28 protein-coding genes are annotated in these 25,827 nt (G+C 39.1%); 2 read left to right on the forward strand and 26 right to left on the reverse strand.

Features of this window, described 5'->3' with window-relative positions; translation table 11 throughout:
* Window positions 1-126 precede the first annotated feature (126 nt).
* From MKY06_RS15045 to MKY06_RS15120, 16 genes are all read right to left on the reverse strand, one after another.
* Window positions 127-774, reverse strand: a complete 648-nt coding sequence (locus MKY06_RS15045) for a nitroreductase family protein (RefSeq protein ID WP_194757879.1) — start codon at window positions 772-774, stop codon at window positions 127-129.
* A gap of 270 nt (window positions 775-1,044) precedes the next feature.
* Window positions 1,045-1,794, reverse strand: coding sequence for an SDR family oxidoreductase (locus MKY06_RS15050; protein ID WP_029322562.1), 750 nt, complete (start codon window positions 1,792-1,794; stop codon window positions 1,045-1,047).
* 21 nt (window positions 1,795-1,815) lie between these two features.
* Window positions 1,816-2,787, reverse strand: coding sequence for a DHH family phosphoesterase (locus MKY06_RS15055; protein ID WP_013057637.1), 972 nt, complete (start codon window positions 2,785-2,787; stop codon window positions 1,816-1,818).
* Window positions 2,788-3,129: 342 nt separating this feature from the next.
* Window positions 3,130-3,678 carry a 6-phospho-3-hexuloisomerase gene (hxlB, locus tag MKY06_RS15060; protein ID WP_013057638.1) on the reverse strand — a complete coding sequence of 183 codons (549 nt, stop codon included), beginning with the start codon at window positions 3,676-3,678 and terminating at the stop codon, window positions 3,130-3,132.
* The gene (hxlA, locus tag MKY06_RS15065) at window positions 3,678-4,313 is read right to left on the reverse strand and encodes a 3-hexulose-6-phosphate synthase (RefSeq protein WP_013057639.1); all 636 of its coding nucleotides are present in this window, start codon (window positions 4,311-4,313) and stop codon (window positions 3,678-3,680) included. The genes hxlB and hxlA overlap by 1 nt, the downstream gene beginning before the upstream one ends.
* A gap of 102 nt (window positions 4,314-4,415) precedes the next feature.
* Window positions 4,416-5,426: a LacI family DNA-binding transcriptional regulator gene (locus MKY06_RS15070; protein WP_013057640.1), complete on the reverse strand. Its 1,011-nt coding sequence runs from the start codon at window positions 5,424-5,426 to the stop codon at window positions 4,416-4,418.
* A 101-nt stretch (window positions 5,427-5,527) separates the two neighbouring features.
* Window positions 5,528-6,172: a bifunctional 4-hydroxy-2-oxoglutarate aldolase/2-dehydro-3-deoxy-phosphogluconate aldolase gene (locus MKY06_RS15075; RefSeq protein ID WP_172738273.1), complete on the reverse strand. Its 645-nt coding sequence runs from the start codon at window positions 6,170-6,172 to the stop codon at window positions 5,528-5,530.
* A gap of 26 nt (window positions 6,173-6,198) precedes the next feature.
* Window positions 6,199-7,479, reverse strand: coding sequence for an MFS transporter (locus MKY06_RS15080; RefSeq protein ID WP_013057642.1), 1,281 nt, complete (start codon window positions 7,477-7,479; stop codon window positions 6,199-6,201).
* Window positions 7,480-7,481: 2 nt separating this feature from the next.
* Window positions 7,482-8,441, reverse strand: a complete 960-nt coding sequence (locus MKY06_RS15085; protein ID WP_098526448.1) for a sugar kinase — start codon at window positions 8,439-8,441, stop codon at window positions 7,482-7,484.
* Window positions 8,438-9,181: a sugar phosphate isomerase/epimerase family protein gene (locus MKY06_RS15090; protein WP_013057644.1), complete on the reverse strand. Its 744-nt coding sequence runs from the start codon at window positions 9,179-9,181 to the stop codon at window positions 8,438-8,440. Before MKY06_RS15090 ends, MKY06_RS15085 begins: the two co-directional genes overlap by 4 nt.
* Window positions 9,182-9,338: 157 nt before the next feature.
* Window positions 9,339-10,067 (reverse strand): hypothetical protein, encoded by a 729-nt coding sequence (locus MKY06_RS15095; protein ID WP_098278746.1) that lies wholly within the window; start codon window positions 10,065-10,067, stop codon window positions 9,339-9,341.
* A 141-nt stretch (window positions 10,068-10,208) separates the two neighbouring features.
* On the reverse strand, window positions 10,209-11,669 hold the full coding sequence (locus MKY06_RS15100) for a phytoene desaturase family protein (RefSeq protein WP_050689801.1): 1,461 nt from the start codon (window positions 11,667-11,669) through the stop codon (window positions 10,209-10,211).
* The gene (locus MKY06_RS15105; protein WP_223268887.1) at window positions 11,666-12,805 is read right to left on the reverse strand and encodes a glycosyltransferase; all 1,140 of its coding nucleotides are present in this window, start codon (window positions 12,803-12,805) and stop codon (window positions 11,666-11,668) included. Before MKY06_RS15105 ends, MKY06_RS15100 begins: the two co-directional genes overlap by 4 nt.
* The gene (locus MKY06_RS15110; protein ID WP_053487422.1) at window positions 12,769-13,482 is read right to left on the reverse strand and encodes a lysophospholipid acyltransferase family protein; all 714 of its coding nucleotides are present in this window, start codon (window positions 13,480-13,482) and stop codon (window positions 12,769-12,771) included. The genes MKY06_RS15105 and MKY06_RS15110 overlap by 37 nt, the downstream gene beginning before the upstream one ends.
* Window positions 13,479-14,246, reverse strand: coding sequence for a carotenoid biosynthesis protein (locus MKY06_RS15115; RefSeq protein WP_029322581.1), 768 nt, complete (start codon window positions 14,244-14,246; stop codon window positions 13,479-13,481). The genes MKY06_RS15110 and MKY06_RS15115 overlap by 4 nt, the downstream gene beginning before the upstream one ends.
* Before the next feature lie 235 nt (window positions 14,247-14,481).
* Window positions 14,482-14,943: a hypothetical protein gene (locus tag MKY06_RS15120; protein WP_029322582.1), complete on the reverse strand. Its 462-nt coding sequence runs from the start codon at window positions 14,941-14,943 to the stop codon at window positions 14,482-14,484.
* 272 nt (window positions 14,944-15,215) lie between these two features.
* Here MKY06_RS15120 and MKY06_RS15125 point away from each other — a divergent pair, with 272 nt between their 5' ends.
* Window positions 15,216-15,854 (forward strand): HoxN/HupN/NixA family nickel/cobalt transporter, encoded by a 639-nt coding sequence (locus tag MKY06_RS15125; protein WP_013057651.1) that lies wholly within the window; start codon window positions 15,216-15,218, stop codon window positions 15,852-15,854.
* A 257-nt stretch (window positions 15,855-16,111) separates the two neighbouring features.
* Here MKY06_RS15125 and MKY06_RS15130 read toward each other — a convergent pair whose 3' ends face one another.
* The 8 genes from MKY06_RS15130 to MKY06_RS15165 all read right to left on the reverse strand — a co-directional run bounded on the left by MKY06_RS15130 (window position 16,112) and on the right by MKY06_RS15165 (window position 22,264).
* A complete protein-coding gene (locus MKY06_RS15130) occupies window positions 16,112-16,921 on the reverse strand; it encodes an urease accessory protein UreD (RefSeq protein WP_340960908.1) in 810 nt (269 codons plus the stop codon).
* Window positions 16,918-17,532, reverse strand: a complete 615-nt coding sequence (ureG, locus tag MKY06_RS15135) for an urease accessory protein UreG (RefSeq protein WP_098278743.1) — start codon at window positions 17,530-17,532, stop codon at window positions 16,918-16,920. The genes MKY06_RS15130 and ureG overlap by 4 nt, the downstream gene beginning before the upstream one ends.
* A 39-nt stretch (window positions 17,533-17,571) precedes the next feature.
* Entirely contained in the window at window positions 17,572-18,258 is a 687-nt protein-coding gene (locus tag MKY06_RS15140; RefSeq protein ID WP_013057655.1) for an urease accessory protein UreF, read from the reverse strand.
* Window positions 18,251-18,697, reverse strand: coding sequence for an urease accessory protein UreE (gene ureE, locus MKY06_RS15145; protein WP_013057656.1), 447 nt, complete (start codon window positions 18,695-18,697; stop codon window positions 18,251-18,253). The genes MKY06_RS15140 and ureE overlap by 8 nt, the downstream gene beginning before the upstream one ends.
* Before the next feature lie 10 nt (window positions 18,698-18,707).
* Window positions 18,708-20,417, reverse strand: coding sequence for an urease subunit alpha (gene ureC, locus MKY06_RS15150; protein WP_029322587.1), 1,710 nt, complete (start codon window positions 20,415-20,417; stop codon window positions 18,708-18,710).
* A 1-nt stretch (window position 20,418) separates the two neighbouring features.
* Window positions 20,419-20,745, reverse strand: coding sequence for an urease subunit beta (locus MKY06_RS15155; RefSeq protein WP_013057658.1), 327 nt, complete (start codon window positions 20,743-20,745; stop codon window positions 20,419-20,421).
* A 14-nt stretch (window positions 20,746-20,759) separates the two neighbouring features.
* Complete coding sequence (locus tag MKY06_RS15160) at window positions 20,760-21,062, reverse strand: urease subunit gamma (RefSeq protein ID WP_013057659.1); 303 nt, start codon at window positions 21,060-21,062, stop codon at window positions 20,760-20,762.
* Window positions 21,063-21,214: 152 nt separating this feature from the next.
* A complete protein-coding gene (locus tag MKY06_RS15165) occupies window positions 21,215-22,264 on the reverse strand; it encodes an anthranilate phosphoribosyltransferase (protein ID WP_029322589.1) in 1,050 nt (349 codons plus the stop codon).
* Between the two features lie 194 nt (window positions 22,265-22,458).
* Here MKY06_RS15165 and MKY06_RS15170 point away from each other — a divergent pair, with 194 nt between their 5' ends.
* Window positions 22,459-23,601, forward strand: coding sequence for a C40 family peptidase (locus MKY06_RS15170; RefSeq protein ID WP_029322591.1), 1,143 nt, complete (start codon window positions 22,459-22,461; stop codon window positions 23,599-23,601).
* 80 nt (window positions 23,602-23,681) lie between these two features.
* On the opposite strand, the gene MKY06_RS15175 is transcribed toward MKY06_RS15170, so the two are convergent.
* Window positions 23,682-24,683, reverse strand: coding sequence for a 3D domain-containing protein (locus MKY06_RS15175; RefSeq protein WP_098288063.1), 1,002 nt, complete (start codon window positions 24,681-24,683; stop codon window positions 23,682-23,684).
* 355 nt (window positions 24,684-25,038) lie between these two features.
* A complete protein-coding gene (nfsA, locus tag MKY06_RS15180) occupies window positions 25,039-25,788 on the reverse strand; it encodes an oxygen-insensitive NADPH nitroreductase (protein ID WP_098277618.1) in 750 nt (249 codons plus the stop codon).
* Window positions 25,789-25,827 lie beyond the last annotated feature (39 nt).

The following is a 25,827-nucleotide window of genomic DNA, read 5'->3' on the forward strand; positions in this document are numbered from 1 at the left end:
AAATCAACCGCTAGAAGCAGCTACATACGCAACACCTACGCTTGCCATACCAATGAAAAAATCCGAACGATTCATCGTTCGGATTTTGCTTCAACTAAAATAATTTTGTCCGTACCTCTTTTTTTCTTATTTAAATACTTTTACACGTTCACTTAGCGGTTGAAATTCTTTTTCGCCCGCTGGCGCCACAGGATTACCAAATGGCATTTGAGCAATTAATTTCCATGAGCTTGGAATATTCCAAGCTTCTTTTACTTCATCGTCAATCAATGGATTGTAATGCTGTAAAGTTGCTCCTAGGCCTTCCAGCTCAAGCGCTGTCCAAATCACATGCTGCAGCATACCTGATGATTGGTTAGACCAAACCGGGAAATTTTCGCTATAAGATGCGAACTGCTTTTGCAATCCTTCAATTACTTCTTGATCTTCAAAGAAAAGAACTGTTCCATAGCCGCTTCCGAATAAGTTCATTTTTTGATCCGTATCTGAAAAATTTTCAGCTGGAACAATTTTACGAAGCGTTTCTCTCGTAATATTCCATACTTTATCATGCTGTTCGCCAAATAAAACAACTACGCGTGCGCTTTGAGAATTAAATGATGAAGGGGTATGTTTCACCGCAAAGTTAATAATTTCTTCAATTTTTTCTTCTGATATTTTTACATTTTTATCAATTGCATAAATAGAACGTCGGTTTTTAATTGCTTCATAAAAATCTTTTCCAACCTGTTGTTGATCACTTGATTTATCAAATAATTTATCTAAAAAACCCATTTTCCACACTCCTAATTGTTTGTTTTTTTAACTTAAATTGCATGTTTATACCCTTCCCCCTGATAAAAGGAGATAAACAAGGTATAATGAATTCTTATATCTCTAATTCGAGATATTAAACTAAAAAAATATTAATTGAAATTTAATTACTTTATGTAACTTACTTTACAATGATTATTTTAGTCTGTCAAGAAAAAAAAGATTATCTTTTTCCTTTCTTGATTATATGAAAAAAGACCGCTAGATACGGCAGTCTTTTTTCACAGATGCTTAATGTTCATAAATCATCTTTCGCGTCATTCCCCCGTCTACTACGAGGTTAACTCCTGTTACAAAATCATTTTCAACGTTTGTTAAGTACATACACGCTCTTGAAATATCGGCTGGCGTTCCCACCCGATTAGACGGATGCTGCGTATGATCGATTTCACGAAGGCCATCGTAGTCAGATGTCTCAATCCATCCTGGAGAAATAGCGTTTACTGTGATATTGTCATCACCAAGTGAAATGGCAAGTGCATGAGTTAAAGCAACGATTCCTCCTTTTGTAGCCGCATAGGCTTCTGTGTGAGGTTCAGACATTGTAGCTCTTGTAGAAGCTAAGTTTACAATGGAGCCTCCGCTTTCGTTTTTTCTCATCACCTTAGCTGCTTCGCGAGAGCATAGAAACACGCTGCGCAGGTTCGTATTGATAATGTCATCCCATTCATCAATGGTTAGCTCATACGGTGATTTCCAGCGGGAAACGCCTGCATTATTAATCAAAATATGTATCGTTCCATACGTACTGACCGTTTTTTCAACGAGATTTAAAATGTCGCCTTCTTTTCGGACGTCTGTTTTCACAAAAATGGCTTCTCCGCCTTGTCTTTGAATAGCTTCTGCGTGACCCTCTCCTTCGGTTTCGTCCACATCTGCCAATACCACTTTTGCTCCTTGTTTCGCGTATGCGCGGGATACATCTTTACCTATTCCGTTCGCAGCTCCGGTAACAACAACAACTAAATCTTTAAACGACATATCATCTCCTCCTTATACGCTTTATTCACTTTTTTCTTCGTCTTTAAACAAGTGATCCGTGACGAAAAGAGCAAACGTTTCAGCCGTTAACTTGCATCCAGAAGCTTTTGGGTGACCTCCTCCTCCAAGGTGCCCAACAATTTCTGCTAAGTTGATTTCGTCTTTTACTGCACGGAAGCCAATCTTTTGGCGTCCCATGTCCACCATAACGGAAAAGTCGATATCTTCGTTTTCTAGACACAGTGCATTTCCTAGCTCAGACTGATATGTATCTGCAAATACAATCCCTGCGTTGTACGCTGTTTTATCAATTTCAACCCTTTCTTTTATGATTTGTTTTTGTTTGTCATAAATGTATTTTTCAATCTTTTTTTCTTCTGCTTCTAGTAAAATTTCGTGTTTGTCCGTAAACGTAAATTCTTGATTTTCAGTATGATACGATTCACGAAGTGTTTCTAGAATGGTTTCTTTAAATTCTTCATGCGGGATTAGATAATATAGGTGATTAAGGCGCTTTGCTTTCAAGTTATTTTCATGGAACCAGTCCCACGTATCAAATAAGCGCACAAGTTCTACGTACTCATCAAGCAACGCCGTTTTTTGGAGCATGTTGCGGCGCACTAAGTAGTCATAGAAAAGAGATGTAGCTGCCGTCTTTTTACCGTTTTCATCTTCCGCAATAACATGAACCCAATCGTATTTCTCAGCTAGTGGAAGAGCAGAGATATGATGGTCAATAAGAGTGATTTGCTGGCCTTTTTTTACCAGTTCATTTAATTTTTCCGCTACTTCCTCATTTACGCTAATATCCGTTATGTATAAAGCTGTGTCTCCATCGTTTTCTTCTTCAATAAAATGTGTCACTGTGTCATTGATGCGGCCAATGCTTACCGTGCTGTAATCAAAGTTGTCATCGCTAAACGCTAACCGACCCAACAGTGCTGGACTTACCCCGTCTAAATCGTTATGTGAAATTAATTTTATTTTTGTCATTAATCAAAACTCCTTTATTTTCAGTCGCCTTAGTATATGTACCGGCTTGTATATTATAGCAATTTCAGCATAAAAATGCTGTCATTTACTTTGAAGAGAAGGAATATATTCGCAATAAACAAAACTGAAGTAAACGTTCAGACTTAGACTTGCCTGTATCAAAAGAGAATGAGACATAACTACATCGATTCAATTAACAGCTAGAAGCAACTACACACATGAAACCTACGCTCACCTATACCAATGAAAAAATCCGAACGAATGTGATTCTTTATCAAGAATCTCAATTCATCGTTCGGATTTTCTTTTAAATAATCTACTTTTGTTCTAGCCTCTTTCCTCTTATTCTAAATTGCTATGCTGCTTAAACGCCTGTTCATGATCCGTGTGATTCAAATTCCCGTATTCTAAGCAAATGGCATCAAATACAACGTGAGCACATTGATCAAATAATGAGCCTAAAGGCTGAATAGAAGCGGCTTCATTTTCGCTTCGGTATTTGGTTGCAGCGGGAATGTGCAGCAGCTCATCAGTATGAGCAGTTAACGGTGATTCTGTACTAGCTGAAATGCCGATAACTGAACATCCTACTTCTTTGGCTTTTTTAGCTACACTCACCACTTGCTGTGTTTTTCCTGAACCAGATACGGCCACCAACACGTCACCTGCTGCAATCGAAGGAGTAATGGTCTCCCCTACAACATATACTGTCGCACCTAAATGCATCAGTCTCATTGCAAATGATTTGCCCATTAACCCAGAGCGGCCTTCGCCTATAACAAAAATTCGTTTCGCTTGGTAAAGTGAAAACGCTACTTCTTCTATTTGCGGTTCTTTTATGTGATTCATTACGGCCGTAATTTCGTCTAAAATCGTTTGTGTTTTTGTCATTATACGTTCCCCCTGCTCATAAATAAGTTTTGAAATTCAGCAGATGCCTTTGCCACATCCGCACTTTTTGTAATCGCTGATCCAATAATCGCGACGTCCGCTTTCATTTGAAGTAACGATGCTGCTGAGGCTGGATTAATTCCTCCTGCTACTGCTATTTGGGCATCTGAATGAAAATATTGCCGCAAATTTATTTGACTCAGCGATTTTCCTTCTTTTTCTTGCTCGTCTTTGCTGATATGATGGCAAAAAATAGCGTTTCTATAAATACCTACTTGCTTTTGCGAGCTGCTTGATGTGTTTAATAAATCAACCATCATTTTTTTATTCCATTTTTCGCTGACATTTGCGCAAGTATCTATCGTAGGTAAAGGTGATACGCCCATGACTGTTGCTATATCTGCACCTGCTTGATAGCACATTGTAAACTCATACTCTGCGTTATCAATTGTTTTGATATCTGCTACAATCGTCTTGTGTGGAAATGCCTGTTTGATTTTATAAATGCTTTCAATTCCATACTCTTTTATAAGAGATGTACCTACTTCAATCCAATCAACAGAGGGTTCTGCCAGCTTGGCAAGGATAATAGCTTCTTCAATTGTGACACGATCTAATGCTACTTGTATCTTCATATTTTTTTTCCTCACTTTCTACTAAACCGGTTTAGTAACAGCGTAAAAAAAACCAATATTTTGATGTGCTAAAAAGAGCACGCCATAGGCGCTCTTTTTAGCTTAATGCGACAAAGTTGTTTCTCGAATAATTAATTCACACTCATACTGGTACTCTTCATAAGCTATCTTTTCTTTCAAAATTTGTTTAATAAGTAAATCTGCTGCTTTTGTTCCCATATCAAAAGCGGGCTGCGAAATCGTCGTAACAGCAGGCGTTGCTACATCTGCGTAAGGAATATTATCATAAACAATTAAAGATAAATCATTTGGGATATTAAATCCGTGTTGTTTAATAAATTTCTGCACTTCAATGAATACTAAATCGTTTCCAGCAAGCAGCGCTGTCGGCGGATTATCGGCTGCAAATAGCTTCTCAAGCGCTTTTTGCATGTCCGCTTTTTTGCAGTTGATAATCATGGATTCATTTACAGGCATATTGGCTGATGTTAACGCTTCTTTGTACCCTTCTACACGTTCAATCCGGGGTGTAATAGTTAATGGTTCTGTAATAATCGCTATATGCTTATGTCCAAGCTCGAGGAGATGCAAAATAGCCTGTTTTGTGGCTTCTTGGTTGTTTGCCACTACGGATGGAATTTTTCCTTTTACATCATGAATTTTACGATCCATAATAACAACCGGATATTCTTCTTTGATCATCTGCTCATAAAGAGAAGTATTGGCTCCCGTTGGAAATAAAATAAGGCCATCTACTTGCTTTGCTTTTAACATATTAATATATTTCTTTTCTTTATCAGGGTCATCATCTGCGTTACAGATGATGGCATGTATATCTTGTGAATGGCAATAGTCTTCAATTGCACGAATGACTTCAGTAGAAAATCTGTGCATAATATTCGCGACAATAATCCCAATCATTGACGTTCGCTTTTGTTTTAAGCTCCTTGCTAGATAGTTGGGCTGATAGCCGAGTGTATCAATCGCTTCTTTAATTTTCTTTCGTGTTTCTTCGCCCATATATTCATACCGCTTGTTAATGTATTGTGATACGGTGCTTTTGGAGACATTTGCTGCTTTTGCAACGTCCAGCATAGTAACTTTTTGCATCATAATCCGTCCTTTTCATTCAATCCCTAAAATTATGCTACTCCTAGTGTAAACGAAAAAAACGAAAAAGGAAAAGCCTTCTTGCTAGCAGAAGGCTTTATTTATTAAACGTACGCAAGCCTAGCTTCTTGAATTTCATGAGTAAAACGCTTCGCTTCCTTTGTTACTTGAAGTAAGTATTCAGGAGTTAGAAGCTGCTTTCCATCCACTAATGTGCTTCCTGCCCCAATAGCAGCTGCTCCAGCTTTAATATAAGCTCCTGCATTTTCAGCCGTAACGCCGCCCGTTGGCATTAATGGAATATGAGGAAGCGGTCCTGCTATATTTTTAAAATAAGCGGGGCCGACTACGCTTGCCGGGAAGACTTTAATCATATCTGCACCGCATTCATAGGCTGTTAAAATTTCAGTGGGTGTAAAAGCGCCCGGAACGCTAATGACTCCGTATCTTTTAGCCGTTTTAATTGTTCGTTCATTAACCGTAGGAGAAAAAATAAATGACGCTCCTGCCATAATAGCAATTCGTGCTGTTTCTTCGTCTAGAACAGTTCCTGCTCCAATAAACATCGAGTCGTCAAATTCATTTTTTAACTCTTTAATAACCTCTACGGCAGCAGGGTTTTCCATTGTAATTTCTAGGTTTGTTACTCCGCCTTCTTTTAACGCGTAGGCAAGCGGAATAATTCGCTCAGCACTTGCTCCTCGAATGACCGCTACAATACCGCTACTTGTAATTTTCTCAATATGCATTTGAATTCTCCTTTTCTATCGTTGCATTAAGCTGTTGTTTCAACTGGCTTTACACTTTGAACTTCTCTTGGCTTTTTCGTTGCGACAATAGTTAGAATGGCAGCAAGGAATAATGATCCCGCCATAAAGATATAGGAAGCGCCAAATCCTCCTGTTGATCCATTCAAAAACCCTACGATATAAGAACCCGCAAATGAGCCAAGTGCGCCCATGCTATTAATTAAAGCCATCGCTCCTCCGGCAACATTACGCGGTAAAATTTCAGGGATAATTGCAAAGAACGGTCCGTACGGAGCGTACATTGTCCCTCCGGCGATAACGAGTAAAGTAAAAGAAAGCCAGAAGTTGCTTGTGCCAACTAAGTATGATCCGTAAAAGGCAAGCGCTCCTACCAATAAGAACGGCCATACAAATGCGCTTCGTTTTAAAAACTTATCTGATAAATATGAAACCGTTAACATTAATACGACTGCTAATACGTAAGGAACGGACGCTAACCAACCGGTCTTTACTATACTCATGTTAGGCGCTGCTTTAATAATAGAAGGAAGCCACATAACAAATCCGTAGACGCCGATACTCCATAAAGCATATTGAATGCTTAATAAAATGACAGTACGATTTTTGAAAGCCTCTTTATAGCCTTTAACAGGTTTAATTCCTTCTTGTTCTTTTTGTAATGCTTCATGCAAATCTGTTTTTTCTTTTTTCGACAGCCAGCCTGCATCTTTTGGCTCGTCGTTTACTAGTTTCCACCATAAAAACGCCCAAATAACAGCTGGAAAACCTTCTAAAATAAACATCCATCTCCAGCCAAACGATTCTAGCAAATATCCAGAAACAATCGACATCCAAAGGACGGTTGCAGGGTTTCCTAAAATTAGGAATGTGTTGGCTCTAGAACGCTCTGCTTTTGTAAACCAGTGGCTTAAAAATACGAGCATAGCAGGCATAACGGCACTTTCAACTACGCCTAAAGCAAACCGAATAACAAACAAAAATCCAACGTGGCTTACCATACCTGTAGCTGTAGCAAGCCCTCCCCATAAAATCAGAGACCAAAAAATCAGCTTTTTGGCGCTTTTATTTTCAGCATAGTGAGCGCCTGGAATTTGGAAAAAGAAATAACCTAAGAAAAAGAGCGATCCTAATAAAGACGAAATACCTGGTGTAATATGAAGATCTTCCGCCAGCCCTGCTGCTGCTCCAAACCCGTAGTTTGCACGGTCTAAATATGCAAGGCTATACGTAATAAATACGATAGGAATTAACCGAAGCCATCTTTTTTTTGCTAGCTGCTGTTTCATTATCACTTCACTCCTTGTTTTTGGGATTCCATATATCTTTGCAACTGCTGTTCAGTTGGATATCCGTCGTTATCTCCAGGGCTTTGTACAGCTAATGACCCAATAGCATTTGCTCTCCTTACAGACTGAGTAAGAGAATCATTTTGAAGAAGTCCGCTTAACAGTCCTACTGCAAAACCGTCTCCTGCTCCGACTGTATCCACTATTTGTTTCACTTTTATTCCTTCAACCATTCCTTGCTCTTTAGCCGTCTTAAAAAAGGCTCCTTGTTCACCTAGTTTAATAACGACAAGCTCTACGCCTGCATCTAAATAGTAAGAAGCAATGTCTTCTGGATTTTCGTAGCCGGTTAAGATTTTTCCTTCTTCAATACCCGGCAGGACGTAGTTTGCTTGTTTAGCAGCTTCATTGATTGTAATAACCATTTCTTCTTTCGATGCCCAAAGAGTGGGTCTAAGGTTTGGATCAAAGGAAACCGTTCTTCCAGCTGCTTTCATCGATGTAAGTGCATGTAGAGCAAAATCGCGCATACTTGCTGACACAGCAAGCGGTATGCCTGTCATATGCATATGTTTTGCCGCTAAAAAATAGTTTTGATTAAAATCGCTGGAGTGCAAGTGACTGGCTGCTGAATTTTTTCGGAAGTAACAAACTTCCGGATCTCCCACTTCCACTTTTGATTTAATTTGAAAGCCTGTTGCATGCTCGCTATCTACTAGTACACAATCGGTGTTGACTGACTCCTCTTGTAGCCGTTTCATAATAAACGTACCGAAAGGATCGTTGCCGACTTTGCTCACCCAGCCTGCGCGCAGACTGAGACGAGCGAGACCAATTGCTACATTTGTTTCTGCTCCGGCTAGTTCTTTCGTATAACGCTTAATCTCATGCAGCGGTCCCGGCTGTTCTGCCATGAACATCGCCATTGCTTCTCCGAAGGTAATAACGTCTAATGAATTCATTGCACTTCCTCCTGTTCTGCTGCTTGCACCAATGAAATGAAGCCTGGAACTTGTTCTGGTTCATCGATTGGAAACTCTAAAGCTTTAAAAGTAGAATGAGAAAACCCTTTCAAAATATCTTTCCACATTTCATTTGAACCGTTTGATATAGCGGTGGTCACTAGCTTTCCGCTGTTTTTTATTACGTGTTTAATATGAATATAGCCCACAAATGACCTTAGCTTTTTGATTGCTTCCTGGGGTTGTTCATGTACATAAAGCCAATTACCAATATCAAACGTCATGGAAACAGGAACTTCGTAAGCGTTATCAAAAAATGCGTGCAGAGATGCTATGTTGCCTCCGTGACTGGTTTGATCGTTTTCTACAAATAGACGTAAAGCTGGAAATGCTTCTAATAGCTGCTGTAAATCTGCTATAGGCGATTGGGGCTGATAAAAACCAAGAGAAACTTTTACCCACTGAGCGCCAAGTGATACGGCTTCTTCAAGAATAGCTTTTAATTCTTGTGTGTTTAACTCTCCATTTTCTCTCCACAGTTCAATTGGAGCCGAATATACTGTAAAAAGCGGATATTTTTTTAATTCTTCGGCAATAAGCTCAATCTCTTGATCTACTTTTTTCATTAACTCTCTTCGAATTTCCACTCCATGTACTTGCTGCTCATGTATTTTCCCAATCATGGTGTGCTGAAAGCCTGTTGTTTCAAATGCATTTAACGGGATAATGATACTATTCATAAATCGACCTACCTTTCTTATTATGCTAACTAACCACTTACTAAACCGGTTTAGTAAATCGATTTATCTAAATTATAAGACTATTGAAAGCGCTTTTCAAGCTTTTTTTATAAATTATAAAAAAAAGAAACAACACAGCTTTATGCCGTGTTGTTTCTTAGTGATCATCTGTGCTTTTTACTAGATTGCGATCTTGCTGGTAAATATCATAAATCAAAAAGCTAAAGCCATAGTACAAGACCATGATGACAACTGACTTCGTCATGATAAATAAAGCGCCTAGCCCGATACCAACTAACAGCGTCTGGACACTTAAACGGTCACGCTGGAAAGCTAGCTGTGATAGGAAATAACCAATACCAATTAAGACGGCCAATACCCATGTGTTTTCAATGGCTAATATATAGTGACTATATAAATAAAAGCTAGGAAAATAGACGGTGCTTTCTACGAAGCTGGAAATACCGCTGTATGCTAGCCACCACTTTTGCTCTCTTTCCGTTTTAGGAACGGTTGCCTCAATTGACGTGGGCATTTCCTGTTCCACAAAAACCGTTTCTCCATGATCTTTCATCCATTGAAGCATAATGGAAAGAATGATAAAGCCTGCAAAGATTAAAAGCAGCAAATATTCAATCCACGCTGGATACGGAGCCGTGCGATGAATCGTATCGAGATATACTCCCTGTAATCCTAACATAGAAATTGGAACCCTATGGTATACCATCACCGCAATATAAAATAGTAAAATTAGCACATAAAAAAAGAACTGTTCTTTGTAGTAGCGAACTTTTTTGCCTTCTGAAGCAAGTCGCTTAACAGTCACGCTTTCCAAGTACGGACGGACAATGCTTATGATAATAATAAGACACGTAAATACAATCATATAGTTATGTAATCACCTTTTCAACTTCGTTATGTAACATGTTTTTTCATTTTTTCCATTCGTAAGAACAGTAGGTTAACAGCCTCTGCACTTTCTTATAGTACCAAAAAACTAAACTTTTTGACAATCCTGATTTATCAATTAGGAAGATGAAATAAGCATAGCTACATTGATGCCGCTAATCGTGACCATAGGAGACCCTCCTCCAGGGTGAGTCGTTCCTCCTACAAAATATAAGTTTTTAACATCTTTTGAGACGTTGCTTGGGCGAAGAAAACTATCCATTTTCCGGTTTGAACTCACGCCGTACAAAGCACCTTTAAATGCGCCAAACGTTTGTTCAATTTCATATGGAGTAACAATTCGTTCATGTACAAGCGAAGGCTCGATATCTAAACCAAACTGAGAAAGCTTGCGATAGACAACTTCTCTGTAAGCTTTCATTTCTTCTTGATTCTCTTCTTTCACAGCAGGAGCATTCACTAAAATAAATAAATTATCACCCGGAGCTACCGTGTTATCGGTATATGAAGAATTACAAATGTAGATGGTGGGATCGGTTGGAAGCGTTTTTTGCTGAAATAGCTCATAGAATTCCTGTTTATAATCCTGAGAAAAATACACTTGATGATGAATCAGCTGAGAAAAGCGCTTCTTAACAGCTGCCATGATCACATAAGCTGATATGGAAGGCTCGAATTCAGCTGCTTTTTTGTTTTTAAAATGAGGTCTATCCTGTTCTTTTACAAGTGCCGGATAGGCTTTTAGCAAGTCCCCGTTCACAATAACGATATCCGCGTCTATCTTTTCTTCTCCATTTACTTCCACTCCCACAGCCCGTTTATTTTTTACGATTATTTCAGTAACGCTGCAGTTTGTATACAGCTTTCCTCCAGCTTTTTGGAACACATGTCCCAGCCCTTTTGCAATTCTAGGATTTCCTCCTTTTACATAGTACACCCCATCATTCATTTCTAAATGTCCAATCAGTGAAAACGTAGCGGGTGATGTATAAGGTGAAGATCCGATATAGGTTGCATATCGATTAAATGCATTTCGAATGTTTTCGTTTCGAAAAAAACGCTGATGAAACGTATCTACTGTTTCAAACGGCCTTACTTGCAGCAATGCTTTTAATAAAGAAGGGTTTGTGTAATCTTTCCACGATGAAAATGTCCGGTAGAAAAATTGGCTTTTTGCAATGTCGTATATTCTTTTTACTTCTTTTAAATAGGCAGGGTATTGCTCCGCAGCAAAGGGATCGAGACGTTCAAGCTGCTGAATCATCTTTCTTTCATCTATAGACATGGAAAATTGGGAGCCGTCGGTGAAGAAATTATTCGTATGATGCGTTAGTTTGACAAGAGGCATATAGTCTTCTGGGCGTTCACCCGCTTGCTCAAATAACCACTGAAAAACTTCGGGCATTGTAATGGTATTAGGCCCAAAATCAAAAGAATATTCTCCTAGCTGCACAGGCATCATTTTTCCGCCTACATGCTCGTTTTTTTCCACAATTGTGACATCGAACCCCTTTGTTTGAAGAAGAACTCCTGCAGCTAATCCGCCTAACCCTGCCCCAACTATTAGTACTTTTTTCATTGATAATGCCTTCCTTTCCATTCATATCCCTGCTTTTTTCGTTCACGCTTCATGGAATGATTCATCAGCAGCATCAGCACAATTGCCGACGCGGGCATCGTACAAAACAAAAGCCCTTTTTGCTGAGCCGACCGGTCAATTAAAAACCGCTGAAAAAGCATAATGCAAAAAGGCAGAATCCAAAGCATGTTGCCTGTGAATATTCCTGCTATAAAAAAAGGAAGCGGCAGCACATAGTAACAGGCAAAAAAAACGCTTAGTACCCAAACTGCTTTAGCGGAGCGGCCCAGACCTACAAAGATGTTTTTAGCAAAACCGTTCCATACTTCTTCTGTTGTTTCATACATATAACAGCTAACATGAGAGGTAATATTAGCTAAAATGACGCGGTGTTTCTTTTGCTTAAAAAGCTGGGCTAGGTGGACATCTTCTACTAGTGAAGATTTGACGGCTTCATGTCCTCCTACGGCCTCGTATGTTTCTTTTTTTATAAACATAAAAGCACCGTGAGCCGCTGAAGCTTTGCTCATCTTATTACGATTAGCTACGACAACCGGTAAATAACTAAAAACAACCACATGCTGAAGCGGAACAACCAATGCTTCTAACCACGTTTTTACGGGAAAACGAGGGAAACCTGTTAAAAGAGCGGCTTTTGTCGCTTGTGCTGTGGCCAAAGTATGTTCCAGTGTACGTTCTTTTAGTGCTACATCTGCATCTACAAACAATAAATAGTCTCCATTTGCAGCTTGCGACAGCTGGTGACAGGCATGAACTTTTCCGACCCAGCCCTCTCTCAGCTCTTTTCCTTCTATGATGGTAAACCTCGGATCCCCGTGAATTTCTTTCAACAGCTGTGTTCGTGTTTGATCTGTGGACTGATCGTCTAGTATGACACATTCTAGATTGCTGTACGTTAATCCTTTAATAGAGGAAATGATTCGCTTTACATTTCGTTCTTCATTTCGCATTGGAATCAAAATAGAAATAAGAGGCTGAGGTGTTTTGGAATCTGGCTCGTATCTTTTTAATTTAGGCATTGCTTTAATATTTACAATGGTTAGAAGCAGCATAAAAATAAATAAAAGCATATAGTAAATCATTCTTTCACCTTCGCTTTCCACCACGTTAACCATTCACTAAGCGTCTTTTTTCCTTTTAATAAAACCGTAAATTCCTCATCGTTTTCTTGAATTATTTTCTGTTTTTGATAATCGAGCTGAGCAGTGACTGCACCGCCTAGCGTGTTGGTTATCTCTTCTCTTGCCTTAGATGAGTCGTAAAAAACAGCTTGCCCTACCCAGATAAAAAGCTCCGGTCGCTGATCATGGCGAAACGTATAATAATACGTAATGGGAATAACTTCAACGTCAGAATGCTTCTTTAGAAGAAAAGCAGGTCCTTCAGAAAAAGTTAACGGTCTTTTTTCAAGATGCTCTTCTTTTCCTTGGGGAAAAATAAGCACCGCTTTTTTCTCTTCTAACAGCTTACTGGCAAACCTTAACGATTCCACCGTATGCTTCGGAGACGCTGCATTTACTGAAAAAGCTCCGATTCGTTGAAAAAAAGGAAAATCCTTCATTCCTTGTTCGGACATCATAGCGTATAGATCTGTTTTTAATACCGCGTTATTTAAATAAAATGTCACTAAACCGTCCCACCAGCTGGAATGATTAGCAATTAATAAAATTTTTTTATCTTTTGGGAGCCCTTCTATATGTAAATGAATACGATAAAATTGCTTTTTAAGCTGATATGTGACAAACAGTTGAAAAAATCGCTCAAATATTGAGTTTTTCTTCGGGTAAATCATAAGCGAGTCTCCTTTTTATACACAATATAAAGAATAAGAAAAGGAATCATCGTCAGCCATACGACAAGCCATAGGCCATTCGCTAACGCTACAATCACAAACATCATGACAACTGCACTATACAAAAATACCATTCTTTTTTCCCACACCGGATTTTCCTCTTTAGGAGACTTAGCTAAAAAGAAATATACGACCAGCTGAATGAAGAAAGACAATAAAAACCAGCCGGAGAAATTTGATAAAGGAATATTATAATAAAAGCTGTCCCCTTCCCACGCCCAATATTGTTTAACAACATAGGCAACAGGATCAATAGCCAAATCCATAATAACAGCAAAAAGCGAACTAATGACTGCATAGGCAATTCCATGTACAATAAACGGCAGTTCCATACGTTTCATAATTCCCAGAGCTAATATTCTGCTTGTGATCACAACCATAAACCAAGCCGAACCAATGGTCAGAGGAACCCCTAAGATTTTGGCGCCAAAATCTTTTTCATAATCGTAGGATCCAAATAAAAATCCATACTTAACACCTAGACTTTCGATATAAATAGATGCGCCTGTCACAAATATCGCAACGAGCAGTGCCCGCCTTACTCCATAAGCTTTAGCTAGATAAATAAGAGCAAGAAGACTGCTCAAGTGTAAAAAGACCGCGTTTGCCCATTCTAACCATGAAGGCAGCAAATCGAAGGAAAGCAAGACGACTCCGCATACGTACCAGATAAGAAAAAAACGATAAATACCATTTGTGATCATCCTCTATCCACCTTCTCTCCAGCTTCTTTTTGTCAAAGTGCTATTATATAAGCTTGTACACATTCTCTCCATTTTCAATGTGCTCTTTTTTATGAGTAGTCCGCGCTCTCTTAAAATTATGTAAAAACAGCCGCTGTTAGTACGTTCCCTAAATAAGAGACTTTATTACTTATTTATAAACAAAAATAAAATAAACGTCCATTAAAATCTACGGATGTATAGATTGTAATGACGTTTATTTTTTCTTATGTATATACACTTCTAATAGCTTTTTGACAATGAGCCCGACAACAAGTCCGGGTATAACAGACAGCATAGGAAGCCAAATTGGTCCTATAAAAACACCGTTGATGGTTGTTACTGAGGAATACATAATGCCTACTGTAACAAAATAAGCACAGGAGACAAAAGGAATAAATGTAAATCTCGATGCGCCGGTTTCTGCTTCTTTAACAGCATCCCAAATTGCAAAAAAATACAAACATGGATAAAACATTAACCACTGCATGTTCATTACCTCTAGGGACTGCCTTGTTTCTCCTAAAAAGCTTAAGCGAATACCTTCATTAAAATTTGCGCCCATATTAATGAGAAATTCAAGTACAATAAACAAAATTCCTTTTATATGTTTTTTGTTTAGTAATTGTCCAAAGCCCGGCAACGCAATGCTCCATAAAAGAGCTTCTAGTCTAGTCACGTTCTGTCCTAACATTTTGACGTATAAAAGAACTCCACAGCATGATATCAGTAGAAATTTTGTCCATAGTTATCAACCTCACAATAATTTACTCATAGTTTTTGTAAATGTAAAATTTTTATACTACATCTCCTTTAATATTTGTAACTTATTGTAAATTGATAAATAGTTTAGCTATTCGACCAGACATTTTCGTTTAGAATTTTCTGTTTATTAAAACAAAAACGTACGATATACTAGTTTTATACGTACGAAAGGATGAGAAAGCTGACATGGAAACAAGTTTTTTTTCAATTTTAATACTAGGGTTTTTTTTAGGAATCAAGCATGCTCTAGAACCAGATCATATTATCGCTGTATCAACCATTGCTTCAAAAAGTAAAAAGCTGTGGCGCTCTTCGCTTGCAGGAGTATACTGGGGGATTGGTCATACGCTTACGCTGTTTATTTTTGGCATGATTTTAATGGTGTTAAAAAGCAGTATTTCTGAACGTATGAGCATGTCACTTGAATTTTTAGTAGGCATTATGCTCGTTTACCTCGGTTTTACATCTTTTCTGTCTTACAAAAAACAAGTACATACGCATCACGAAAAAACGTCTTACTTAAAGTCATTGGGCATTGGCTTTGTTCATGGACTGGCCGGAAGCGCAGCGATGGTTGTATTAACGATGAGCACCGTTACTCACGTATGGCAAGGTGCTCTGTACATTATCATTTTTGGAATCGGCACTTGTCTTGGCATGCTGTTATTTACAACGGTTATTGGGATTCCATTCGTTACAACTAAAAAACAAGTGACGTTAAACCGCTGCTTGATGCAGGTAACAGGCGCTGTCAGCATTATATTTGGCCTTTATTATATGTATAATTTAGGTGTAAGCAACGGCTTGTTTAGCCTGTGGTTCTAAAAGTGAATGAGACATAACGAAAACAATTCCATCTAAAGATGAACAAGTAGGATAAATGATCTGGACTGCCTGTTCCACAGCTGTTGATTTCTGTGCAAGACGTCGCTTTGTCCTCTAATCAACGGCTAGAAGGAGCTACATACAGGGAACCTACGTTCACCCTACCAATAAAAAAATCCGAACGAATTTGATTCTCCACTAAGAATCCAGCTCGTTCGGATCTTCTTTCAACTCACATATTTTTTGTCCCAGCCTCTTTAATACTTACGCAAAAGTGATACTTCAGCTTTTAGTAAATGCTGTCGGAAGAATCCGTATACTTTAGCGATTATGTCTTCAACTTCTTGTGTACTAGCAGCTAATATTCGAATAGCACATCCGGGGACCGGAAGTGCGGAAGCTCCTACTTTACAGCCTGCCTCTTCGCACAGCTGATGTACTTTCGCTATAAATGCATCGTCGGCGTTTGGATGAACAATGATAATCGATCCAAAATGAGTATACCCTTCCATTTTCATCATGCCGCGCAAATGGCTTTCTGGCTTCAAGTATAAGTGATCGTATACCTTCAGCTGCTCGTTTACATACAGTTTAAGCTTGGAACGCATAGAGGTATATTGAAACAGCTGCCCATCCGGCGACCACCCCGGAGTTATGCTGTCACACATAAACAAAGCAGCGTTTTGTGCCATATGAACCGTTATTTCTTGAACAAATGCAGCATTTTCATACAAAATAAGCGGGTCTGGTATATATTCCATGATGGCTTGTTCTTCAAGAGTTATACACGTTTCTTGTAAAACAGCTTCGTTCGGTGTTTTGTACACCTTTGTCGCAGATTGAGTAGTAGCCGTCAGCTGGGCATTTTTCTCTACCGTTATCATCGTTTTATACTTGTCTCCGCTTACGTATCCTCCGCCTACGTGAAGCATATAGACAAAAGGGGATTCAGGAGTCATGTAAATAGGTCTGGCAACTTTGAAAGCCCCGTAATGGTACGTATCTTTAATAACGGTTCGCTCACTGTTTCTTTCTGCTCGAAGCTCTAAATAACCCGTGTAGCTCATGATTCAAGGCCGATTAAAAAGGCCTCTTTTTTAATCCATTCTATCACTTGGTCGAGCCCTTTCTCTTCTTTTAAATTGGTGAAAACAAAAGGCTTGTGCCCTCTCGCTTGGATTGTATCTTTTTCCATTACTTCTAAACTGGCTCCTACATACGGGGCTAAATCTGTTTTGTTGATAATGAATAAATCAGATTTAATCATTCCTTGACCGCCTTTACGCGGGATTTTTTCCCCTTGTGCTACGTCGATGATATAAATCGAAAAATCAACGAGCTCTGGGCTAAACGTTGCGGCTAAATTATCTCCTCCGCTTTCTACAAAAATAAGTTCAACATCCGGGTGACGTTCCACTAACTCATCGATCGCAGCAAAGTTCATAGATGCATCTTCTCGAATGGCCGTATGAGGACATCCTCCTGTTTCTACTCCTACGATGCGATTTTCCGGTAAAATACTGTTTTTTACTAGAAATTGCGCGTCTTCTTTTGTGTAAATATCGTTTGTAACGACCGCCATGCTTAGCTGTCCTTCTAGTGCACGCGTTAATCGTTCTACTAACATTGTTTTCCCTGCACCAACAGGTCCACCAATTCCAATTTTAATTGCATTCATTTTTTACGCCTTCATCGTTAGAAGGCCTTCCCTCCTTTTTTATGACATGAACAATCGGACATGCAATTGTTCATGCTGCATTTGAGCGATTTCTAACCCTGGTGTCACGGCACCAAATTCCTCTTGATCTGCTTGTAAAATATGCTGAAGTGCGTGCTGCAGCAGCGGCTGAAAAAGAACGAGCGTTTTTTGTCCATCCGTTTGACCGATCGGTATGCCGCGAACAGCATTTTGGATTAACGAAGAAATGCTAGCGTACAAGTGACTTAAAATTGCGTCTTCTTTTGTGATATTTAACTGCAGGCTGGCTAACGCAAATACAACAGCAGGATGTCCATACGCCTTCTTTGCTTTTACCTCACTCATATACTTTTCTAAATAAGAGCCTTGAAATAACTCTAAGCAAAGTTTTAACATGCGCTGGCCCACGCGTCTTGTCCCTTCTCTTGTTTCTTTTGACAAAGCAAGAGCGTATAATTCATGATCCACTCTCATAATTTCGTTAAACTGGTCATGAGCCGCATACTCATAAGCCAGTCTGCATGCTAAGCCGTCCGTATACGTCAGCTGAACATCAAGGTATGTACGAAGCGCTTCTTGAAAGGTTTCTGTGTTGTAAATTTGGTTTCGCTGAATATACGTTTCAAAGCCAAACGAATGTGAAAATGCACCGGATGGAAAATTTGAATCACATAGTTGAATCAGCGAAAGCAATGAATTAGTCATGACTGTGTCCGATATGCTTAAAAGCTTGTTTTACTTTTCTTTTTTCGCGCTTATAGGGAATATCAAGCTGCCGGAGCAATTCTTCGACTAAATAATCGTACTGTACGAGCATGTCTCCACCTTCAAACTGTGCCGGCAAATGGCGGTTGCCAAGCTGATGAGCAATTTCTCCCATTTGCTGAATATCAATCGGCTGAATCGTCAAAATATCGTCTGCCAGCACCTGCACAACAATCATATTGCTTTCATCCATAAACAGCACGTCGCCATCAGTGAGCTCGCGATTTTCTTTTAGACGAATTCCTAGTTCCTTACCGTGATCTGTTACAACGCGCTGAACTCGTTTTACTAAGTGATCACTTTCGATATATACCTTTTCTATATGTGGAGCCCTTTTTTCTAATGTTGCCATATTTCCGATAATTTTTTCGATTACCATTTCTTTCACCTCAAAATAAAAAGTATCGCTGCGCCATAGGCACAACTTCTGCTGCTTCACATGTAATCATTTGTCCATCTACTTTGACTTCGTAGGTTTGGGGATCAACTTCAATTTTAGGCATTTCCCCGTTTAACTTCATATCTGTTTTTTTTAATTGACGAATATTTTTGACCGGTTTAAGCAGCTTTTGCAACCCCAGTTTCTCGCCCACTTTGTTCTCGTACGCTGCTCTTGACACAAACGTAAAAGACGTTTTAGCTCTTGCTTTTCCATAAGAAGCAAACATCGGACGGTATAAAACCGGCTGTGGAGTTGGGATTGAAGCGTTAGGATCTCCCATTAAGCTGTGTGCAATCAAACCGCCTTTTACAATCAAGTCAGGCTTTATTCCAAAAAACGCTGGCTCCCATAGGACTAAGTCAGCCATTTTCCCTGTTTCTACTGATCCTACGTATTCGGAAATTCCATGAGCAATAGCTGGATTAATCGTATATTTAGCTACATAGCGTTTGACACGTGCGTTATCGCCAGCTTCGCTGTCACCATCAAGTTTCCCTCGCTGCTTTTTCATTTTGTCAGCTGTTTGCCACGTTCTTGTAATCACTTCTCCTACACGTCCCATTGCTTGGGAATCTGAAGAAATCATACTGAATACACCTAAATCGTGTAAAATATCTTCAGCTGCAATCGTTTCTTTGCGAATGCGAGAATCAGCAAAAGCGATGTCTTCTGGTACAGAGGGATCAAGATGGTGACATACCATGAGCATATCTAAATGTTCTTCAAGCGTGTTGACAGTATAGGGTCTTGTTGGATTAGTTGATGATGGAAGCACGTTTGGAAAGCTTGCCATTTCCATAATATCAGGTGCATGTCCGCCTCCAGCTCCTTCAGTATGATAGGTATGAATGACTCGATCGCCAATCGCTGCAATCGTATCTTCGACAAAGCCGCCTTCATTTAAAGTATCTGTATGAATCGCAATTTGAACATCGTACTCGTCTGCTACCTGTAAGCTTGTGTCAATGGCAGATGCCGTGGTTCCCCAGTCTTCATGAAGCTTTAGTCCAATCGCTCCTGCTTCAATTTGCTCAATTAAAGGCTCTTTAGCACTTGCATTCCCTTTTCCTAAAAAGCCAATATTCATTGGGAATGCTTCAGCGGCTTCAAGCATTCGTTCAATATGCCACGCTCCGGGTGTACAAGTTGTAGCTTTTGTTCCTGTAGCCGGTCCCGTTCCTCCTCCAATCATTGTTGTAACTCCAGAGGCAAGAGCAGTTTCAATTTGCTGCGGACAAATGAAATGAATATGTGCATCAATACCGCCGGCGGTTACAATTTTCCCTTCTGCTGCAATCACTTCTGTACTCGCACCAATGATGATGTCTACTTCATCCATCAGCAGGGGATTGCCCGCTTTTCCGATGGTTTGAATGAGTCCATCTTTTATTCCAATATCTGCTTTATATATGCCTGTATAATCAACAATAATTGCATTTGTCAACACTAAGTCCGCTGCTTCGCTTCGTGTTGCAAGAGGATGCTGCCCCATTCCGTCACGAATGACTTTTCCTCCGCCGAACTTCACTTCATCTCCATATGTTGTGAAATCTTTTTCAATTTCAATAAATAGCTCTGTGTCTGCTAAACGAACAGCATCTCCAACGGTTGGTCCAAACATATCTGCATACTGACGTCGCGACATTTGAAAACTCATCTTATACATCTTCCTTTCTATCAGAAAGCGATCCGTTTGTTTTATTGTTAAGACCGTAGATTTCTCTTGTTCCGGAGAAAGCAACGAGATCGACTTCTTTTGCATCACCTGGTTCAAAACGAACGGCTGTACCGGCCGGAATATTTAAATGATAGCCAAGCGAAGCTTCGCGGGGGAATTCGAGCGCAGCATTCACTTCAAAAAAATGAAAGTGTGACCCTACTTGAACAGGTCGATCGCCTCTGTTGATTACAGTCACGCTAATTGATTTCTTTCCGTTATTACATGTGATTGGGTCTTTTTTTAAGAAATATTCCCCTGGAATCATATCTTTCCCTCCTCTTAACGAATTGGATCGTGCACAGTGACGAGCTTGGTTCCATCTGGAAAGGTAGCTTCCACTTGAATATCATGAATCATTTCCGGAATACCTTCCATTACATCTTCTCGTTTTAAAATCTTGGTCCCTTCTCGCATTAGCTGTGCTACCGTCTTGCCATCACGAGCTCCTTCCATAATTTCATATGTAATAATAGCTACTGCTTCGGGATAATTAAGTTTTAATCCTCTTGTTTGACGGCGTCTTGCTAAGTCTGCAGCTACGACAATCATTAATTTTTCTTGTTCTCTCGACGTAAGTTTCAATGAAAGCTTCCTTTCTGCTAATCTATTTTTTTATTAACATCAAATGTTACATTTTCTAACACAAATACATAACTAATTATAGTAAATTTTCTGATAAAAAACAAAGGATTTATCTCTTCCGATAAAAAAAGATGAGCATGTTTGCTCACCTTTTACTCTTCTGAAATCGCTTGTGTTTTCCATTTCTGCAGGTGTTTCCAGCCCAAACCTTCAGCTAGCTGACGTTTTGCATAGTCTACTCCTTTTTCAATAGAAGCTTCATAGCCAAATAAATAATAGCGCAAGCCAGCGTTTAATACTACTTGATTATAGACATAAGTCAGTTCGGAAGAAGATTCACCCTCCAGAATGCGCGTCACATATTCCGCTTGTTTTTCAACGCTTATTTTCTTTTCAAAGTGCTCTTCTTCCACAAACAGTCCGTATTCTTTTGGATTGACAATAAACGACTCCATCTCTCCTTCTGAGATAGTAAAAACAAAACTGCTTCTATGTACAGGTACATCTTCTGATCCTTCTATCCCTTGTACCACGTATACGTGTTTGAAAGGCAGAGAAGCAAAAATAGGCACAATCTTATTAATGGCCGTACGATGAAAAGCCCCCATCATTAAAGAAGAAGCATTCGATAAGTTTAGTAGTTTTTCAACCGTATTAATAAGTGTCCTTACACCAATTTCATGACGAATTTTTTTGATGCGACTAAGAGGATAAGAAATTGTTTCGGCATTTACAAAGCCAATTTTTAACGTTTCAAACGCATGACTGATGTTTTCAATCGTTTGAGCTTGAGGGATCTGTAATGAATGAAGTACGTCTTCAATCGTTGTTCCAAACTTTGGAGGAAGTGCTTCTGTACAGTGTAAAAAAGCTGGCACACCTCTTTCAGCTAATAAAATCGATACAGGAATGGTCGCAAAAAATGAATTTCTCCCTGCATAAGGGCTTGCAAAATCAATTGATTTATCTTTTAACGGCTGAGACAGCGGTATTTCTTTTGTTTTTTCGCGAAAAGCATGAACAAATCCCAATAGTTCATCTGCATTTTCAGTTTTAATACGTTCTGCGATAAAAAAAGCAGCGATCTGAGCATCCGTAGCTTGTCCAGAAGCAATTAAGCGAGCTGCTTCTTTTGCTTGTTCATACGTTAAGTCAGTTGATCCTCTTTTTCCGCGCGCTATTTCTTTGATAAATTGCTGCATATCGTACACTTCCTTTTTAACTGAATATTTGTACATTGTATCACATATTTTCTTTGTTCTTCAGATTATCTTCTATCAGGTACGCAAACTGCTAAAAAATATGAAATTAAAGGAAAAGTACCAGTTCTTTTATAACCTAGTATAGTATAATCTATCTGCTATACTATTATTTGGATATTTGGGGGACTTTACAAATGAAAAAAGAGAAACTACTTGTACCATTTATAGCAGCATCCGTTTTAGTAGGAGCATCGGTGGCAACGCCTGTTTTTAGTCACTCTGCTTATGCTGCTTCTTCTGTCAGCGTTTATCAAAAAGACGTTAATTCGCTAGCAGATTATTACGCACCATTTTATAAAACCGTAGAAAAAAAGCTAAAAGAAATTGAAGGAATAAAAGATGACGAAAAAGCGTTAGCGGCATATGATCAGCTTGCGGATCAAATTGACCAGTTTCTAACAAAGACTGATAAAAATTATGCGATGAATCACCTTAATTCAGAAGCTGATCAGCTTCAAGGGTATTTATACGACAGCTTAATTGCTCTTTACAATTACATTGTGGATCTTGAAGACTATGCGTATGGAGATGTAAGTGACGCGGAATTTAATAAGATCTCTGCAAATTTTGAAAAAGAAATCAACGCATACAATACGCAATTTCAGCAAAAAGCGAAGAGCTATAAAACGAAGCGAAAAGTAACGTTTAACGCAAATATGAGTTATTTGCTTGATGAAGATATTCAACCTTCACCAACAGCTCCATCTACACCGGCTGATAGTAATGGCACCTACACGGTGAAAAAAGGAGACACGCTGACAGCAGTCGCTAAAAAGTACGGCATGACGGTAGCTGAATTAAAAAAATTAAACAATTTAAAAACAGATGCGCTAAAAGTTGGCCAAGTGCTGAAAGTGAAAAGTACAAGCGCACCTTCTCCGGCTCCAGCACCTCAAGCTTCTGTTAGTTCAAAACAGCAGCAAATTGTATCGTATGCCAAAACGCTAATTGGAAAGCCATATAAATATGGAGGTACGACACCAAAAGGTTTTGATGTATCAGGGTACACACAGTATGTATATAAAAACGCGGGTTCAAATATTTCTATCCCCCGTACAGTAGCAGATCAGTATAAAAGCGGCACGGACGTAAAGCAAAACAGCCTGCAGGCTGGAGATTTAGTTTTCTTTAAAAACGGCAAATCTGTTTCAGTCGTAGGAATTTACCTAGACAAACAAGAATTCATTTATGTCAGCAGCAAAGGCGTTAAAACGCAATCACTTTCAACAGCTTACTGGAAAAACAGCTATGCAGGAGCAAAGCGTATTATAAAGTAAAAAGAGGTGCCATAAGGCACCTCTTTTGCTTTACTAGCTATGTATTTCTATACTAGACTAGCAATTTTATAAAGAACTTCTTAGTTCATAACCGTGATTTTAACAGATTTTCTTCCGAACTGTTGAGCATCACCTTCAGAAGGAACGAATACATCAATTCGATTGCCTTTAATTGCTCCACCTGTATCGGCAGCTACAGCTTCACCATAGCCTTCTACATAAACTTTCGAACCTAATGGAATAACACTAGGGTCAACAGCGATTACTTTTTGATTTGGATTTGCTTTTAAATCCACTCCTGTAGCAGTTGTACCGCTACATCCAGCACAATTAGCCGTATAGGCAGTTGCTTCAACTGTCATTGATTTGCCGCTGGCTTGTTGTGACGATTCAGCAGGTTGTTGTTGTTTTTGAGCTTGTTCAGCTTGAGCTTGCTGCTGCTCTTTTTGAGCCTGTTCAGCTTGAGCTTGCTGCTGCTCTTTTTGAGCCTGTTCAGCTTGAGCCTGCTGCTGCTCTTTTTGAGCCTGTTCAGCTTGAGCCTGCTGTTGCTCTTTTTGAGCTTGTTCAGCTTGAGCCTGCTGTTGCTCTTTTTGAGCTTGTTCAGCTTGAGCTTGCTGCTGTTCTTCTTGAGTTTGTTCAGCCGGTGCTTGAGCTTGCTGAGCTTCTGGAGCAGCTTGGGCTACTGAAGGGCTTGATTGCTGAGCTTGACCGTTTGGAGACTGAATTTTTAATTGTTCGCCAGGATAAATTAAATCTGACTTCAGTCCGTTCCATTCTTTAATTTGATCTACCGTCACGCCGTATTGCTGACTGATGGACCATAATGTGTTTCCTTGCTGAACTTTGTGCGTCATTTCTTTTATAGTAGCTACGTTTAATTCTTGATTTGGATAAATAATATTAGATGTTAAGTTGTTTGCATCTTTTAGCTCGTCTACGCTCACGCTGTGCTTTTGAGCGACTTTCCATAACGTATCACCTTTTTCTACGTGATACGTTCCGCTTGTAGAAGCAGAAGCTGCACCTACAAATCCTGCTGAAAGGATTGCTGTTGTTCCTAGAGTAAATATAAATTTTTTCATTAAGAATACCTCCTTATTTACTCAATGATTGAATGATATCATCCTCACATTTCACAGCCGTTACAGAGCCGTGCTACTTTTATTACAAAACTTAACAAAACAGAACATTCAATCGTAATATTTCTGATAATTTGGCTATATGATGAAACGTTTCTACTTTTTACTGCTTTTTATTGTTGTTTTTACTAAAATAGTTAAATTTCTCTACCATTGCTGGCTATGCCTCTTCTTTTTTATTGATCATTTAACGGGTATATTAAGTTTTTTTCATAACAAAAAAAACGAACCGCTAATCAAAAATTTTGATCAGCGGTTCGTTTTTCAATTCGGCTAAACTACTTTTGTCCCAGCTTTTTTATTTCTTGTTAAATCCTTGCTTTTCAACAAATTCTTTCATATACATACGCTTAGGATTGGAAAGCATTTCAGCCATTTGACCAGTCCATGTGTCTTGGCGTTTGCCATTTGTTCTTTCGTTGTAATAAGTAGAAATTTCTTCGTTATACGCTGTTAATTCTTTTTTCGTCTGCTCATCATTCGGCTCATATGTTTCTTCATGATACACATGTTTAAATGGTAAGCGCGGCTTTTTATCCGTAATACCCGCTGGATGTCCAACCGTTAGACCAAATAACGGGATTACATGATGAGGCAGTTTTAACAATTTGCTTACTTCTTCTAATTCGTTACGCAAACCGCCAATGTAACAAGCTCCAAGTCCCATTGATTCAGCAGCAAGCGTTGCATTTTGCGCAGCAAGGGCAACGTCAATAATAGCTACCATAAACTGCTCTGTGCTTTCGAGCGCTGTCGATAAATCTTTTTTCTCCATTTCCGCAATGACATCATGACGATGAAAGTCAGCGCAAAATACAAAGAAGTGTCCATTTGTTTCTACGTAAGGCTGATTTCCTGCTAATTGAGCAAGCTTTCGCTTCGTTTCTTTATCTTTTACTCCAATAATGGAATACGCTTGAATATAGCTTGATGTGGAAGCTGCCTGTGCGCTTTCTACAATCGTCTGAATTTGCTCTTCCGACAATGGTTTGTCTTCATATTTGCGAATAGAACGATGATTTAAAATCGTTTCAATAACTGAGTTCATATTATAATCTCCTTTTACTTCATCTAACCTTCTACAGAT

The organism is Priestia sp. FSL P4-0332 (assembly GCF_038005845.1).
In the GTDB taxonomy this organism is placed as follows: Bacteria; Bacillota; Bacilli; order Bacillales; family Bacillaceae_H; genus Priestia.

Bases quoted from the DNA above. Each gene is read 5' to 3' on its own strand.
- hxlA (WP_013057639.1), bottom strand. From the start codon at position 4,313: ATGAAGATACAAGTAGCATTAGATCGTGTCACAATTGAAGAAGCTATT.
- MKY06_RS15105 (WP_223268887.1), bottom strand. From the start codon at position 12,805: ATGGTTAACGTGGTGGAAAGCGAAGGTGAAAGAATGATTTACTATATG.
- MKY06_RS15090 (WP_013057644.1), bottom strand. From the start codon at position 9,181: ATGAATAGTATCATTATCCCGTTAAATGCATTTGAAACAACAGGCTTT.
- MKY06_RS15045 (WP_194757879.1), bottom strand. From the start codon at position 774: ATGGGTTTTTTAGATAAATTATTTGATAAATCAAGTGATCAACAACAG.
- nfsA (WP_098277618.1), bottom strand. From the start codon at position 25,788: ATGAACTCAGTTATTGAAACGATTTTAAATCATCGTTCTATTCGCAAA.
- MKY06_RS15055 (WP_013057637.1), bottom strand. From the start codon at position 2,787: ATGACAAAAATAAAATTAATTTCACATAACGATTTAGACGGGGTAAGT.
- MKY06_RS15130 (WP_340960908.1), bottom strand. From the start codon at position 16,921: ATGAGCTACACGGGTTATTTAGAGCTTCGAGCAGAAAGAAACAGTGAG.
- MKY06_RS15070 (WP_013057640.1), bottom strand. From the start codon at position 5,426: ATGATGCAAAAAGTTACTATGCTGGACGTTGCAAAAGCAGCAAATGTC.
- MKY06_RS15075 (WP_172738273.1), bottom strand. From the start codon at position 6,172: ATGCATATTGAGAAAATTACAAGTAGCGGTATTGTAGCGGTCATTCGA.
- MKY06_RS15125 (WP_013057651.1), top strand. From the start codon at position 15,216: ATGGAAACAAGTTTTTTTTCAATTTTAATACTAGGGTTTTTTTTAGGA.
- MKY06_RS15050 (WP_029322562.1), bottom strand. From the start codon at position 1,794: ATGTCGTTTAAAGATTTAGTTGTTGTTGTTACCGGAGCTGCGAACGGA.
- MKY06_RS15100 (WP_050689801.1), bottom strand. From the start codon at position 11,669: ATGAAAAAAGTACTAATAGTTGGGGCAGGGTTAGGCGGATTAGCTGCA.
- MKY06_RS15170 (WP_029322591.1), top strand. From the start codon at position 22,459: ATGAAAAAAGAGAAACTACTTGTACCATTTATAGCAGCATCCGTTTTA.
- MKY06_RS15140 (WP_013057655.1), bottom strand. From the start codon at position 18,258: ATGACTAATTCATTGCTTTCGCTGATTCAACTATGTGATTCAAATTTT.
- MKY06_RS15175 (WP_098288063.1), bottom strand. From the start codon at position 24,683: ATGAAAAAATTTATATTTACTCTAGGAACAACAGCAATCCTTTCAGCA.
- hxlB (WP_013057638.1), bottom strand. From the start codon at position 3,678: ATGACAAAAACACAAACGATTTTAGACGAAATTACGGCCGTAATGAAT.
- MKY06_RS15095 (WP_098278746.1), bottom strand. From the start codon at position 10,067: ATGATTGTATTTACGTGTCTTATTATTATCATAAGCATTGTCCGTCCG.
- ureC (WP_029322587.1), bottom strand. From the start codon at position 20,417: ATGAGTTTTCAAATGTCGCGACGTCAGTATGCAGATATGTTTGGACCA.
- MKY06_RS15085 (WP_098526448.1), bottom strand. From the start codon at position 8,441: ATGAATTCATTAGACGTTATTACCTTCGGAGAAGCAATGGCGATGTTC.
- MKY06_RS15080 (WP_013057642.1), bottom strand. From the start codon at position 7,479: ATGAAACAGCAGCTAGCAAAAAAAAGATGGCTTCGGTTAATTCCTATC.
- ureE (WP_013057656.1), bottom strand. From the start codon at position 18,697: ATGGTAATCGAAAAAATTATCGGAAATATGGCAACATTAGAAAAAAGG.
- MKY06_RS15165 (WP_029322589.1), bottom strand. From the start codon at position 22,264: ATGCAGCAATTTATCAAAGAAATAGCGCGCGGAAAAAGAGGATCAACT.
- MKY06_RS15110 (WP_053487422.1), bottom strand. From the start codon at position 13,482: ATGATTTACCCGAAGAAAAACTCAATATTTGAGCGATTTTTTCAACTG.
- ureG (WP_098278743.1), bottom strand. From the start codon at position 17,532: ATGAATGCAATTAAAATTGGAATTGGTGGACCTGTTGGTGCAGGGAAA.
- MKY06_RS15115 (WP_029322581.1), bottom strand. From the start codon at position 14,246: ATGATCACAAATGGTATTTATCGTTTTTTTCTTATCTGGTACGTATGC.
- MKY06_RS15155 (WP_013057658.1), bottom strand. From the start codon at position 20,745: ATGATTCCAGGGGAATATTTCTTAAAAAAAGACCCAATCACATGTAAT.